The 15,092-nt window shown below is 73.0% G+C and carries 3 protein-coding genes; 1 reads left to right on the top strand and 2 read right to left on the bottom strand.

The window, feature by feature from the left end:
* Positions 1–94: 94 nt before the first annotated feature.
* Both G6N64_RS06925 and G6N64_RS06920 read right to left on the bottom strand, forming a co-directional pair.
* Positions 95–664 carry a MarR family transcriptional regulator gene (locus G6N64_RS06925; RefSeq protein ID WP_163796208.1) on the bottom strand — a complete coding sequence of 190 codons (570 nt, stop codon included), beginning with the start codon at positions 662–664 and terminating at the stop codon, positions 95–97.
* Positions 661–2,280: a pyruvate, phosphate dikinase gene (locus G6N64_RS06920; protein ID WP_163796207.1), complete on the bottom strand. Its 1,620-nt coding sequence runs from the start codon at positions 2,278–2,280 to the stop codon at positions 661–663. Before G6N64_RS06920 ends, G6N64_RS06925 begins: the two co-directional genes overlap by 4 nt.
* Positions 2,281–2,653: 373 nt before the next feature.
* Here G6N64_RS06920 and G6N64_RS06915 point away from each other — a divergent pair, with 373 nt between their 5' ends.
* On the top strand, positions 2,654–15,085 hold the full coding sequence (locus tag G6N64_RS06915; protein WP_163796206.1) for a type I polyketide synthase: 12,432 nt from the start codon (positions 2,654–2,656) through the stop codon (positions 15,083–15,085).
* The last annotated feature ends 7 nt before the right edge of the window (positions 15,086–15,092 follow it).

The raw sequence follows: 15,092 nt of genomic DNA, 5'->3' as shown, positions 1-15,092 counted from the left end.
CGGGCTGAACCTTCCTCATTTCAGGAGTGGTTCAAGCGTGCAAGATCACTTTCAAGGTCACTGCTGAAATGCGCCGAATGGCCGAACCGGGGCGTCAGTCGCCGTCGCGGGTGCGCCCGGCCAGCCCGATCAGTTCCTCGTGCAGTTCGAACCACACCGTGTGATACGAGTCGACGAGCGGGCGGGAGATCCAGGTCAGGTCGCCGGAGCGGGCCCTGCCCAGCGCCGCGGCAAGCCGGTCGGCGTAGCGCCGCAGCCGGGGCAGGACGTCGCCCGCGGCGGCGACGACGGGCGTCACGCGCCGGTGCACGTCCTCGACGGCGGCGAGCACCTCGGCGTCGCGCGCCGGGTCCTCCTGCGCACTTCCCCGTGCCAGCTGCCACTCCGACAGCGCCGCCTTGAAGTCGGCGTTGACGGGCGTGAAGTCCCGATAGACGGACTCGGCTGCCGCGGTGTCCACGGTCGCGCGCTCGTCGGCGAGCAGCGTCGCCAGCCGGACCCGGCCGTCGGGAGTCAGGCGCAGCGTGGGCCCGGCGACCACGAGGCCGTCGGCGGCCAGCCGGTCGACGGTGGCCCCAGGATCGGCGCCGAGGGCCGCGGCCACGTCGGCGATCGCCACCCGTCCCTTGAGCCGGACCGTCTGCAACACCTCGAGGTCGTTCATGCCGTCGATCCTCGACGGGCCGCCACCAGCGTCGCAACCAGGGGTTCGGGCGACACGACGTCCACCCACCCCGCGTCGATCGCCGAGCCCACCGCGGCGTCGTCGGCCGCCACCACGGGGTACGCGCCGGCCGGGTGGACGCGCAGCGGGCTCAGCGTGCGCGCGACGCCGTCGAGCCGGTGCAGTTCGGGCGTGTCGTCGGCGGTCCACTCCGTCAGCTCCAACGCACCCTCGCGGACCTCCCCCGCACTCCCGTCGACGGTGACCACGCGGCCCTCCCACGCGGCGAGGCCGGGGCCGCAGCCGACCACGGCGGGCAGGCCGAGTTCGCGGGCCACGATCGCGGCGTGGCTGGTCGCGCCGCCGACTTCGGTGACGATGCCGCGCGCGGCGACCATGCCCGCCATGTCGTCCGGGCTGGTGGTCGGGCGGACCAGGATGACGTCGTGCCCCTCGTCGGCGGCGTCGGCCGCGGCGTCGCTGGTGGTGCACACCCGGCCCGCTGCGACGCCGGGGCTCGCGTGCAGCCCGGTGGCCAGCAGCGGCGCGGCCTGCCGCGTCTCCGGGGGCAGCGTGGGCGCCATCGCGGCGCGCAGTTGGGCGGGCGTCACCCGGGCCACGACCTCCGCGGCGTCGATGGCGCCGTCGTCGTGCAGGTCGAGGGCCAGCCGCACCGCAGCCCGGGCGGACCGCTGGGCGATCCGCGACTGCAGCAGCCACAGCCGACCCGCCTCGACGGTGAACTCGACGTCCTGCACGTCGGCGGCGTCGCGTTCCAGCCGGTCACCCGCCGCGAGCAGGTCGTCGTGCACCCGCGGGAGTCGAGCGCGCAGCGCGTCGAGCGACTCGCAGTCCCGCGCGCCGGACACCACGTCCTCGCCCTGGCCGGTGGGCAGCCACTCGCCGAACGGCTCGCGAGACCCGGTCGCGGGGTTGCGGGTGAACAGCACGCCGGTGCCCGAGTCGGCGTCGAGGTTGCCGAAGACCATCGCCTGGACGAGCACGGCGGCCCGGTCGGCGTCGGCGAGCCGGTGGTGGCGGCGGTAGGCGGTGACGCGGTCGGACGACCACGACGTCAGGACGGCGGCCAGCGCGCCCCGCAGCTGGTCGCGGGGGTCGTCGGGCGGCGGCTGGTGCACGGCCCGTCGGTACCCCCGCCGGAAGCGGGCCAGGGTGTCCTCGGCGAAGCCGGCCGAGTGGGCGGCGGCCAGCGCCTCGGTCACCGCGTCGTCGATGCCGACGTCGAGCACCGTCTCCAGCATCCCCGGCATCGAGGTCACCCCGCTGCTGCGCACCGACACCAGCAGCGGTCGCGGGCCCGCGCCGAACGTCGCACCCGTGCGGCCCTCGAGCCAGGTCAGGCCGTCGAGCACGTCGGCCCACGCGGCGTCGAGCACGCCGGCCGGGTCGGGCGTGACGCCCGGCGTCCACTCGACGGCCAGGCAGAAGGCCGGCGGCACCGGAAGCCCCATGCGCGCCATCCGGACCAGCCCGTGGCCCTTGGCGCCGAGCACCGACCGGGGCTGATCGGCGTGCTCGTCGAGCAGGACGACGTCGTGGCGGGGGGCCGGGTACGACGCGGGATCGACGCGCTGCTGCGTCGTATCCACCGCCATCACCACCTTCGTCCGGGGACCGGGCCCGCCGCCCGTCGTCGGGGACCATTCAACCCCGCCCACGTCAGGCGCTTGCGGACCCGTCCGATGACCACTTGGCGGGCCTATTCGGATATGGTCACCCAAGCGCGACGCGCGGGCCACGCCACCAGTACATTTGCGGCAGTGACCCGCTTGGCAGCGCGAAATCGTCGGGGACGAGAACTGCACCGTGACATCGGCGTCCCGGTGCGCACACCGGGCTCCCTCACAGGGCCGACGATGACCGGCCGTCGAAAGAGGCCAGTCAGCGCGTTCGGGGCGAGCCCGGCACCGAATACTTCAGCGTCGTCCAGCACGGGCGTCTGACACGGGCCGACAAGGGATACACCGCATGGTCAATCAACTCGAACACGCCACCGAAGCGCTCCGCAAGGCGCTCGTCCAGGTCGAGCGCCTGAAGAATCAGAATCGCGCTCTGCTGGAACGGTCCGGCGAACCTATCGCGGTCGTCGGCATGTCGTGCCGGTACCCGGGCGGCGTCGAGTCCCCCGAGGACCTGTGGCAGATGGTGGCCGAGGGCCGCGACGTCATCTCGGATCTGCCGGACGACCGCGGCTGGGACGTCGCCAACCTCTTCGATCCGGATCCCGACGCGCCGGGCAAGTCGTACGCCAACACCGGCGGCTTCGTCGAGCGGGTCGGTGACTTCGACGCCGGCTTCTTCGGCATCGCCACCAACGAGGCGCTCGCGATGGATCCGCAACAGCGCATGCTCCTCGAGCTGTCCTGGGAGGCGCTCGAGCGGTCGGGCGTCGACCCGACGTCGCTGCGCGGGAGCTCCACCGGCGTGTTCGCAGGCGTCATCGCCGGTGGCTACGGCATGTCCGACGACGCGATCGAGGGCTACCGGCTGACCGGCATGACCTCGAGCGTCACCTCCGGCCGCGTCGCCTACGTGCTGGGCCTGGAGGGTCCGGCCGTCTCGGTCGACACCGCGTGCTCGTCGTCGCTGGTCGCGCTGCACATGGCGGTCCAGGCGCTGCGCCTCGGCGAGTGCGACCTCGCGCTCGCGGGCGGTGTGACCGTCAACGCGACGCCGACGATCTTCGTCGAGTTCAGCCGCCACCGCGGCCTCGCCCCCGACGGCCGCTGCAAGCCCTACGCCAACGCCGCGAACGGCGTGGGCTGGGCCGAGGGCGGCGGCGTGCTGGTCGTCGAGCGGCTCTCCGACGCACTGCGCAACGGCCATCAGGTGCTGGCCGTCGTCAAGGGCACCGCCGTCAACCAGGACGGCGCCTCCAACGGGTTGACGGCCCCCAACGGCCCGTCGCAGCAGCGCGTGGTGCGCGCCGCGCTGGCCAACGCCGGTCTGACGACGTCGCAGGTCGACGTGGTCGAGGGCCACGGCACCGGGACGCCGCTGGGCGACCCGATCGAGGCGCAGGCGCTGCTCGCGACCTACGGGCAAGACCGCACCGAGCCGCTGTGGCTGGGGTCGGTGAAGTCGAACATGGGCCACACGCAGGCCGCGGCAGGCGTCGCCGGCGTCATCAAGATGATCATGGCGATGCGCAACGACGTGCTGCCCAAGTCGCTGCACGTCGACCAGCCCAGCCCGCACGTCGACTGGACCGCGGGTGCGGTCTCCCTGCTGGCCGAGCCGCAGCCGTGGCCCGCGCGTGACGCACCGCGTCGCGCAGGCATCTCGTCGTTCGGCATCAGCGGCACCAACGCCCACGTGATCGTCGAGGAGCCGGCCGCCAGCGAGAAGGCCCCAGCGCGACCGATCGCCGAGGTCACGCCGGCAGTACTGCCGTGGGTGCTGACCGCGAAGACCCCCGGCGCGCTCGCCGGACAGGCCGCCCGCCTCACCGAACACCTGGGCACGCACGACGTCAGCGACCTGGATGTGGCGTTCACGCTCGCCGGCCGCGCCGCGTTCGACCACCGCGCCGTGGTGCTGGGCACCGACCGCGCGTCGCTGCTGGCCGGCCTCGCCGAGATCGCCGCCCAGTCCGAGACGCCCGAGCACTCCATCACCGGGCACGCCACCCCGAGCAGCAAGACGGCGTTCGTCTTCCCGGGCCAGGGCAGCCAGTGGCTCGGCATGGGCCTCCAATTGCTGGACAGCGCACCGGTTTTCGCCGACGAGATCTCCGCGTGCGGCGAGGCGCTCGCGGAGTTCGTGGACTGGTCGCTCCTCGACGTGCTGCGAGGTGCCGACGGTGCGCCCAGCTTGGACCGCGTCGACGTGGTGCAGCCCGTGCTGTTCGCGATCATGGTGTCGCTGGCCAAGCTGTGGCGGTCGCACGGCGTGACGCCGGACGCCGTGATCGGGCACTCGCAGGGCGAGATCGCCGCGGCCTACGTGGCAGGCGCACTGTCCCTGCGCGACGCCGCCCGCGTGGTCGCGCTGCGCAGCAAGCTCCTGGTCGCGCTGTCCGGCCAGGCGGGCATGGTCTCGCTGGCGTGCAGCGCCGACCGCACCCGCGAACTGCTGCTCGGCTTCGACGGCCTCAGCATCGCCGCGATCAACGGACGGTCCGCCGTCGTCGTGTCCGGGGCGAGCGGCCAGCTCGACGAGCTGGTCCGCCAGTGCGAGGCGCTCGAGATCCGCGCCCGCCGCATCGACGTCGACTACGCCTCGCACTCGGTGCAGGTCGAGGCCATTCGCGACGCGCTGCTGGAGGCGCTCGCCGACATCGAACCCCGTTCCACGCGAACGTCGTTCATCTCCACGGTCACCGGCGAGTCGATGGACACCGCGGGCCTGAACGCCGAGTACTGGTACCGCAACATCCGGCAGACCGTCGAGTTCGACAGGGCGATCCGCTCGGCGTGCAAGCACGGCTACCGCGCCTTCGTCGAGGCGAGCCCGCACCCGGTGCTGATGGCCGGTGTCGAGGACACCGCGGCCGACTGCATCGAGGGTGCCGACCCGATCGTCGTCCCGTCGCTGGGCCGCGACGACGGCGGCCTGGACCGCTTCCTCGCCTCGGTCGCGCAGGCACACGTCGCCGGCGTCCCGGTGGCGTGGCGCGCGACCTGCCCCGGCGGCGCGCTGTCCGACCTGCCCACCTACGCCTTCGAGCGACGCCGATTCTGGTTGTCCGGCGGCACTTCCGGCTCCGGCGACGCCAGTGGCTTCGGCCTGGGCGGCACCACCCACGCGCTGCTCGGCGCCGTGGTCGAGGTGCCCGACTCCGACCAGATCGTCCTGACGGGCCGCCTCGCGGCGTCGTCGCAGTCCTGGCTGGCCGACCACGCCGTCGGCGGCACCGTGCTGTTCCCCGGCGCCGGTTTCGTCGATCTGGTCATCCGTGCGGGTGACGAGGTGGGCTGCCCCGCCATCGAGGAACTCACGCTGCAGGCCCCGCTGATCGTGCCGCCGACGGGCGTGCCGCTGCGCGTGGTCGTCGGCGCCGCTGCCGAGTCCGGGTCCCGTGCGGTGGGCGTGTTCTCGCGTCCGACCGACGACGACGCCTGGGTGCTGCATGCCGAGGCGATCGTCACTGCCGAGACCGATTCTCCCGCAACTGATCTGGCCGCATGGCCGCCCGCAGGCGCCGTGCCGGTCGACGTCTCCGACGCGTACGGCTCGCTGGCCGCCCGCGGCTACGAGTACGGCCCGGCCTTCCGCGGCCTGACCGCGATGTGGCGCCGAGGCGCAGAGGTGTTCGCCGAGGTCGCGCTCCCGCAGGACCTCGCCGCGGGCGAGTTCGGCGTCCACCCTGCGCTTCTCGACGCGTCACTGCACGCGGTGGCGCTGGCCGCCGACGATTCGGCCCTCGCCCTGCCGTTCTCCTGGGAGCGGGTGACGCTGCACGCCGCGGGCGCCTCCGCGGTCCGCGTGAAGATCACCCCCACCGGTACGAACTCGGTGTCGATCGAACTGGCCGACGGCCTCGGCCTGCCGGTGCTCTCGGTCGGGACCATGACGGCCCGGCCGGTCAGCGCCGACCAGATCGCCTCGTCCTTCAAGGGCGCCGGCCACGCCGACGGCGAGCTGTTCGAGGTCGAGTGGTCCGCGGTCACCGCGCCGGACACGGCCGCCGCACTGCCCGAGGGCGTCGTCACGTTCGAATCGGAGCCCGCCGCAGTAGATTCCGACGATCTACCCGCGGCCGTCCGCGCGGCCACCAACCGCGCCCTGGAGCGCATTCAGACCTGGCTGGCCGAGCCCACGGGCACGCTGCTCGTCGTCACCCGAGGTGCGGTCGCCCTGCCGGGCGAGGACGTCACCGACCTGGCGGGCGCCGCGGTCTGGGGTCTGGTCCGCGCCGCGCAGACCGAGAACCCCGGCCGCATCGTGCTGGCAGATGTGTTGGATGACCTAGATGAGTCTGTCGCCGCCACCCTGCTCGCGGTCGGCGAACCGCAACTCGCCGTCCGTCACGGTGCGCTGCACGCTCCGCGCGTGACGCGCAGCCGCGGCACCGACGGCGTCCTCACCCCGCCCGAGAGCGGCAAGCCGTGGCGCCTCGGCGTCACCGAGGCCGGCACGTTCGACAACCTCGCGCTGATCGAGGTCCCGAACTCCGACCAGCCGCTGCCGCCGGGACACATCCGCGTCGAGATCAACGCCGTCGCAGCCAACTTCCGCGACGTCATGATCACGCTCGGCATGTTCACCCACGACGCGCTGATCGGCAGCGAGGCCGCGGGCGTCGTCACCGAGATCGGCCCGGACGTCGAGGGCTTCACCGTCGGCCAGCGCGTGATGGGCCTGTTCCCCGAGGGCACCGGCACCCGCGTCGCCGCCGACGCGCGCCTGATCACCCCGATCCCGACCGGCTGGTCCGACGCCGAGGCCGCCGCCGCGCTCGTCGTGTTCACCACCGCCTTCTACGGCCTGAGGGAACTCGCCAAGGTCCAGCCCGGCCAGTCGATCCTGATCCACGCCGCCACCGGCGGTGTCGGCCTGGCCGCCATCCAGCTGGCCCGGCACTGGGGACTCGAGGTGTTCACCACCGCGAGCCGGCCCAAGTGGGACACGTTGCGCGCCTTGGGCTTCGACGATGACCACATCGGCGACTCGCGCACGCTCGAGTTCGAGCAGAAGTTCCTCGAAATCACCGGCGGCCGCGGCTTCGACGTCGTCCTCGACTCGCTGGCCGGTGAGTTCGTCGACGCGTCGCTGCGTCTGCTGCCCCGCGGCGGCGTCTTCCTGGAGATGGGCAAGACCGACATCCGCGACGCGGACACCATCGCCGCCGCACACGAGGGCGTGCACTACCGCGCGTTCGACCTGTTCGAGCCCGGCCGGCCGCGCATGCACGAGTACATCGTCGAGCTGTCCGGCATGTTCGAGGCGGGCACCCTGACGCCGCTGCCGGTCACCACGTGGGACATCCGCCGCGGCGCCTCGGCGCTGCGGTACCTGAGCCAGGCCCGCCACGTCGGCAAGGTCGTCATGACCATGCCCGACGCGTGGGCCACCGGCACCGTCCTGATCACCGGCGGCACCGGCATGGCGGGCGCCACGGTGGCCCGGCACGTGGTCGCCACGCACGGCGTCCAGCACCTGCTGCTGGTGTCGCGCCGCGGGGCCGACGCCCCCGGCGCCGCCGAACTGGCCGCCGAACTCACCGAACTGGGCGCCGACGTCCGGATCGTCGCGGCCGACGCCGCCGATCGCGATCAGCTGCGCGCAGTGCTCGCCGACGTCGCGGTGCCGCTGTCCGCGGTGATCCACGCGACCGGCGTGCTCGACGACGCAATGCTCGGGTCGCTGACCCCCGAGCGCGTCGACCCGGTGCTGCGCGCAAAGGTCGACGCCGCGTGGAACCTGCACGAGCTGACCCGCGACGCCAACCTCGGTGCCTTCGTGCTGTTCTCGTCGATGGCGGGCGTGGTCGGCTCCGCCGGTCAGGCCAACTACTGCGCGGCCAACACGTTCGTCGACGGTCTCGCGGCGCACCGCCGTGCCCACGGCCTGCCCGCGACGTCGCTCGCGTGGGGCCTGTGGGATCAGGCCAGCGCCATGACCGGTCACCTCGAGCAGGCCGACCTGTCCCGGCTGGGCCGCGACGGCATCCTGGCGATGTCGGGCGCCGACGCGATGACGCTGTTCGACTCCGCGCTCGTCGTCGGGGAGCCGCTGCTCGCCCCGGCCAAGATCGACCGCGGCGCGCTGCGCAAGCGGTCGGCCCAGGGCGTGCTGCCGCCGATGTTCTCGGCACTCGCGAGCGCTCCCACCCGGCGCCGCGTGGACGACTCGCTGGTCGCCGCCAAGTCGAAGTCCGCTCTGGCACAGCGTTTGCAGGGGCTCACCGAGCCCGCCCAGCAGGCGCTGATCCTGGACCTGCTGCGCTCGCACATGTCGACGGTGCTGGGCACCGGCGACCCCGACGCGATCGTCGCGGAGCTGGCCTTCTCCGACCTCGGCTTCGACTCGCTCACCGCGGTCGAGCTGCGCAACCGGCTGAAGACCGCCACCGGGCTCGCGCTGTCGCCGACGCTGATCTTCGACTACCCCACCCCCGCCGCGCTCGCGGGCTACATCCGCACCGAACTCGCCGGTGAGGCACCGACGCTCGAGCAGGTGCCCACGGCGCTGTCGGTCATCGACGAGCCCATCGCGATCGTCGGCATCTCCTGTCGCTACCCCGGCGGGGTCGACTCGCCGGAGACGCTGTGGGAGATGGTCGCCGAGGGTCGTGACGTGGTGTCGGACTTCCCGACCGACCGTGGCTGGGACCTCGCGAACCTCTACGACAGCGACCCCGATGCGGTCGGCACCTCGTACGCCAACACCGGCGGCTTCCTCTACGACGCCGCGGACTTCGACCCGGCGTTCTTCGGGGTCTCCCCCACCGAGGCGCTGGCGATGGACCCGCAGCAGCGGCTGTTCCTCGAACTCGCTTGGGAGGCACTGGAACGCGGCGGCTTCGACCCCGCCGCGCTGCGCGGGAGTGCCACCGGCGTGTTCGCGGGCGTCTACGCCCAGGGCTACGGCATCGGCGTCGACGGCGCCGAGGGCTTCCGCCTGACCGGGCAGGCCTCCAGCGTCGCGTCGGGCCGGGTGTCCTACGTGCTGGGCCTCGAGGGTCCCGCGGTGTCGGTCGACACCGCGTGCTCGTCGTCACTGGTCGCGCTGCACATGGCCGTTCAGGCGCTGCGCCTCGGCGAGTGCGACCTCGCGCTCGCGGGCGGCGTCACCATCAACGCCACGCCGGACGTCTTCGTGGAGTTCAGCAGGCAGCGCGGCCTCTCCTCCGACGGCCGCTGCAAGTCGTTCGCGGGCGCCGCGGACGGCACCGGGTTCGCCGACGGCGGCGGAATCCTCGTCGTCGAGCGGCTCTCCGACGCCAAGCGCCACGGCCACGAGATCCTCGCCGTGGTGCGCGGATCGGCGATCAACCAGGACGGCGCCTCCAACGGCCTCACCGCCCCCAACGGCCCGTCGCAGCAGCGCGTGGTCCGGGCGGCACTCGCCAACGCGGGCCTGGTGCCCAGCGACGTCGACGCCGTCGAGGCGCACGGCACCGGCACCACTCTGGGCGATCCGATCGAGGCGCAGGCACTGCTCGCGACCTACGGCCAGAACCGCGCCGAGCCGCTGTACCTCGGGTCGATCAAGTCCAACATGGGACACAGCCAGGCCGCGGCAGGCGTCGCCGGCATCATCAAGGTCGTCGAATCCCTGCGCCACGACATGCTTCCCGCGACGCTGCACGTCGACGAGCCCAGCCCGCACGTCGACTGGACCATGGGGTCGATCGCGCTGCTCACCGAGGCCCGGCCGTGGAAGGCCAACGGCCACCTGCGCCGTGCCGGCGTCTCGTCGTTCGGCATCAGCGGCACCAACGCCCACGTCATCATCGAGGAGGCACCGCCGGTCGACGCGCCGGTCGTCGTCACCGAGCACCCGCCGGTGCTGCCGTGGACGCTGTCGGCGAAGAACCCCGATGCGCTTGCGGTGCAAGCACTCCGGATCGCCGAGCACGTCGAGTCCCGTCCCGAGGTCGACGCGCTCGACGTCGGCTGGACCCTCGGCGGCCGCTCGGCGTTCGCCCACCGCGCCGTCGTCGTCGGTTCCGACCGCGACGAACTGCTGGCCGGACTCAAGGCGCTGGCCGAGGGTGAGTCCCCGGCCGGCGTCATCCGCGGCCGGGCCGTCGGCGCGGGCAAGACCGCGTTCGTCTTCCCCGGTCAGGGATCGCAGGCACTCGGCATGGGCCGCGACCTGTACGCCGCCTACCCGGTGTTCGCGACGTCGTTCGACGACACCACCCGCGAGCTGGACCGCCACCTCCTGCGCCCGGTGCGCGACGTGATGTGGGGCGCCAACGACGCGCTGCTCGACAGCACGGAGTTCGCCCAGCCGGCCCTGTTCGCGATCGAGGTCGCGCTGTTCCACCTGCTCGACTCGTGGGGCGTGCGGCCGGACTTCCTGATCGGCCACTCGGTCGGCGAGTTGTCCGCCGCGCACGTGGCGGGCGTGCTGTCGCTGGAGAACGCCGCCGCCCTCGTGGTGGCGCGCGGCAGGCTCATGCAGCGGCTGCCCGAGGGTGGCGCGATGGTCGCCGTCGCGGCGACCGAGGACGAGGTGGCCCCGCTGCTGACCGACGAGGTGTCGATCGCCGCGGTCAACGCACCCGGCTCCGTGGTGATCTCGGGTCCCCAGGACGCGGTCACCGCCGTCGCGGAGACGCTGCGCGAGCAGGGCCGCCGCACGCACCAGCTGGCCGTCTCGCACGCGTTCCACTCGTCGCTCATGGAGCCGATGCTGCTGGAGTTCACCTCCGTCGCCAGCGGCATGGCCGTGTCGGCGCCCACCATCCCGGTGGTGTCCAACCTGACCGGCGCCGTGGCGGGCCCCGACTTCGGGACCGCCGCCTACTGGCAGCGCCACGTCCGCGAGGCAGTGCGCTTCGCCGACGGCGTGCGCGCGCTGTCCGCGGCGGGCGTCACCCGCTTCCTCGAACTGGGTTCCGCCAGCGGCCTGACGGCGTCGATCGCCCAGACCCTCGCCGATCCGGACGCCGTGGTCGAGCCGGTCGCGACGTCGCTGCTGCGCAAGGACCGTCCGGAGCCGGCGCAGCTGCTGACCGCGCTCGCGGAGTTCTCCGTCGCGGGCGGTGACGTCGCGTGGCGCCACGTATGTGGCGGTGGCCGGCTGGTCGACCTGCCCACCTACGCCTTCCAGCGCCGCCGCTTCTGGCTGTCGGGCGGTGGCTCGGGTGCCACCAACGCCGTGGGCCTGGGCCTCGGCGGTGCCGAGCACGCGCTGCTCGGGGCGATCGTCGAGATGCCGGAGACCGGTGGAGTCACGCTGACCGGCCGCCTCACCACGTCGACGCAGTCCTGGTTGTCCGACCACGCGGTCGGCGGGGTCGTGCTGTTCCCCGGTGCCGGGTTCGTCGAGCTGGCGATCCGGGCGGGCGACGAGGTCGGCTGCAACACCGTCGACGAACTGATGCTGCACGCGCCGCTGGTGCTGCCGTCGGAGGGCGTCGCCGTCCAGGTGGTCGTCAGTGCCGCCGACGCCGGTGGTGCGCGGGTCTTCTCGATCTTCTCGCGGCCCGACGGCGACAACACCCCGTGGACCCTGCATGCCGAGGGCGAACTCGGCGTCGAGACCACCGCGCCCGGAACCGAACTGGTGGTGTGGCCGCCGGTCGGCGCCCGCGAGGTCGACGTCACCGACGCCTACGCGGTGCTCGCGGAGCGCGGCTACCAGTACGGTCCGGCGTTCCAGAACCTCACCGCCATGTGGCGGCGCGGCGACGAGATCTTCGCCGAGGTGAAGCTCGGTAGGGACGCGTCCGTCACCGGGCTCGGCGTGCACCCCGCGCTGCTCGACGGCGCACTGCACGCGGTGATCCTGGGCATGGACTCCGACGAGCTGGCCCTGCCCTTCTCGTGGCAGAAGGTGTCCCTGCACGCCGCGGGTGCGTCCGCGGTCCGCGCCAGGATCGCGCCGAACGGCCCGAGTTCGATGTCGATCGACCTCGCCGACGGCCTCGGCCTGCCGGTGCTGTCGGTGCAGTCGATGGTCGCCCGGCCGGTGACGGCAGCGCAGCTCGCGGCCGCCGTCGGCACCACCACCGGCGGCGAGCTGTTCGAGGTCATCTGGACGCCGCTGACCCCGCCGGCCGAGGCGCCCGCGGTGGACGGCGAGATCGGCGTCTACGACACGCGTCCGGTCGCGTACGAGACCGGCGTGCCCGGCGTCTACGCGTCCACCCACGACGCGCTCGCGCGCATGCAGTCGTGGCTCGCCGAGCCTGCGGGCACGCTGGTGGTCGTCACCCACGGCGCGGTCGCGCTGCCCGGCGAGGACCTCGTCGACCTGCCGGGTGCGGCGGCGTGGGGCCTGGTCAGGGCCGCGCAGACCGAGCATCCCGGTCGCGTCGTGCTGGTCGACACCGACGCCGAGGGCGACCTCGACGCGGCCGACCTGGCGGCGATCGTCGCCACCGGCGAGCCGCAGATCGTGATCCGCACCGGGACGCTGCACTCCGCCCGCGTGGTGCCCAGCCGGGCCGCCGACGCGGTCCTGGACCCGCCCGCCGACGGGTCGCCGTGGCGACTCGCCGTGAGCAAGTCGGGCACGTCCGGAACATTTGAAGACCTGGTGCTGGAACCGATCCCGGACGCCGACGAACCGCTGGGTGCGGGCCGCATCCGAGTCTCGATCAAGGCCATTGCGGCCAACTTCCGCGACGTCATGATCACGCTCGGGCTCTACCCGGGCGAGGCCGTGATGGGCATCGAGGCCACCGGCGTCGTCACCGAGATCGGACCGGACGTCGCGGGCGTCGCCGTCGGCGACCGCGTGATGGGCCTGTTCCCCGAGGGCACGGGCACCGTCGCCACCACCGACGCGCGGGTCGTGCTGCCGGTGCCGTCGGATTGGCGCGACGCGCAGGCCGCGGGCTTCACCGTCGGCTTCGCGACGGCGTTCTTCGCACTGCGCCAGATCGCCGACGTGCAGCCCGGCCAGTCGGTGCTGATCCACGCCGCGACCGGCGGAGTCGGCATGGCGGCCGTGCAGCTGGCCCGGCACTGGGGGCTGGAGGTCTTCGCGACCGCCAGCCGTCCCAAGTGGGACACGTTGCGCGCCATGGGCTTCGACGACGATCACATCGGCGACTCGCGCACCCTGGACTTCGAGCAGAAGTTCCTCGCCGTCACCGGCGGGCGTGGCGTCGACGTCGTGCTCGACTCGCTGGCGAACGACTTCGTCGACGCGTCGCTGCGGCTGCTGCCGCGCGGTGGCGCGTTCCTCGAGATGGGCAAGACCGACATCCGGGACGCGGACACGGTGGCGGCCGCTCACCCGGGCGTCCACTACCGGGCCTTCGACCTGTTCGAGGCCGGCGCCGACGGCGTCGCCCGGATCCTGGCCGGCGTCTCGGATCTGAGCCGTACCGGCGTGCTGAAGCCGCTGCCCGTCGACACGTGGGACGTGCGCCGCGCACCGGCGGCACTGCGACACCTCAGCCAGGCCAAGCACATCGGCAAGGTCGTCATGACCATGCCGGACGCGTGGACCACCGGCACCGTGATGATCACCGGCGGCACCGGCATGGCGGGCGCCTCGGTGGCCCGGCACGTCGTCGCAGAGCACGGTGCTCGGGACCTGCTGCTGGTGTCGCGTCGCGGGCCGGACGCCCCCGGGGCGGCCGACCTCGTCGCCGAACTCACCGAGGCGGGCGCCAACGTGCGCGTCGTCGCGGCAGACGTGTCCGACCGCGACGCGCTGGCCAAGGTGCTGGCCGAGATCGACCATCCGCGGGCGCTGTCGGCGGTGTTCCACACCGCGGGCGTGATCGACGATGCCGTCGTCACCTCGCTGACGCCCGAGCGCGTCGACACCGTGCTGCGCGCCAAGGTCGACGCCGCGGACAACCTGCACGAGCTGACCCGCCACCTCGACGTGTCGGTGTTCGTGCTGTTCTCCTCGATGGCCGGTCTGGTCGGCGGGTCGGGTCAGGCGAACTACTCGGCGGCCAACGCCTACCTCGACGCGCTCGCGACGCACCGCCGCAAGATGGGCCTGCCGGCGATGTCGCTGGGCTGGGGCCTGTGGGACCAGGCCGGCGGCATGGCGGGCGACCTCGACGAGGCAGGCATCGCCCGGCTCGCACGCGACGGCATCCTTGCGATGTCGGTGGGCGAGGCCCTGACGCTGTTCGACAAGGCGCTGGTCGTCGACGAGCCGTTCCTGGTGCCCGCCCGCATCGATCGTGCTGCGCTGCGGACGAAGTCGTCGGCGGGCACGCTGCCGCCGATGTTCAACGAGCTGATCTCCGGACCGGCGCGTCGCCAGGTCGGCGACTCGCTGGCGGCGGCACAGTCGCGGTCGGCGCTGACGTCGCGGCTGGCGGGGCTGCCGGTCGACGAGCAGCAGGCCGTGCTGCTGGACCTGGTGCGCTCGCACATGGCGACCGTGCTGGGCCTGCCCTCACCGGACGCGATCGGGGCGGACCTGGCGTTCCAGGACCACGGCTTCGACTCGCTGACGGCGGTCGAGCTGCGCAACCGGCTGAAGGCCGCGACGGGTCTGAACCTGTCGCCGACGCTGATCTTCGACTACCCGAACCCGACGGCGCTGGCGGAGTACTTCCGCACCCAGCTCGGCGGCGAGACCGACGACGCCCCGGCGGTCAACGCGGTCGAGGCCGAACTGCAGCGCGTCGTCTCGTCGATCCCGATCAAGCGACTCCGGCAGGCCGGTGTGCTCGACATGCTGCTGAACCTGGCGGGCCAGTCCGACGTCGTCGACGAGTCCGCGGGCGACCGCGGATCGCAGAGCATCGAGGACATGGACCTGCAGCAGCTGCTCAACGCGTTCGACGACGATGACGACTAGCTGCCCG

This window comes from Mycolicibacterium sediminis (assembly GCF_010731735.1).
Lineage (GTDB): Bacteria > Actinomycetota > Actinomycetes > Mycobacteriales > Mycobacteriaceae > Mycobacterium > Mycobacterium sediminis.
Note: the sequence above shows the minus strand (reverse complement) of the source record. Positions and strands in the feature narration are given on the sequence as shown.

Bases quoted from the DNA above. Each gene is read 5' to 3' on its own strand.
- G6N64_RS06925 (WP_163796208.1), bottom strand. From the start codon at position 664: ATGAACGACCTCGAGGTGTTGCAGACGGTCCGGCTCAAGGGACGGGTG.
- G6N64_RS06920 (WP_163796207.1), bottom strand. From the start codon at position 2,280: ATGGCGGTGGATACGACGCAGCAGCGCGTCGATCCCGCGTCGTACCCG.
- G6N64_RS06915 (WP_163796206.1), top strand. From the start codon at position 2,654: ATGGTCAATCAACTCGAACACGCCACCGAAGCGCTCCGCAAGGCGCTC.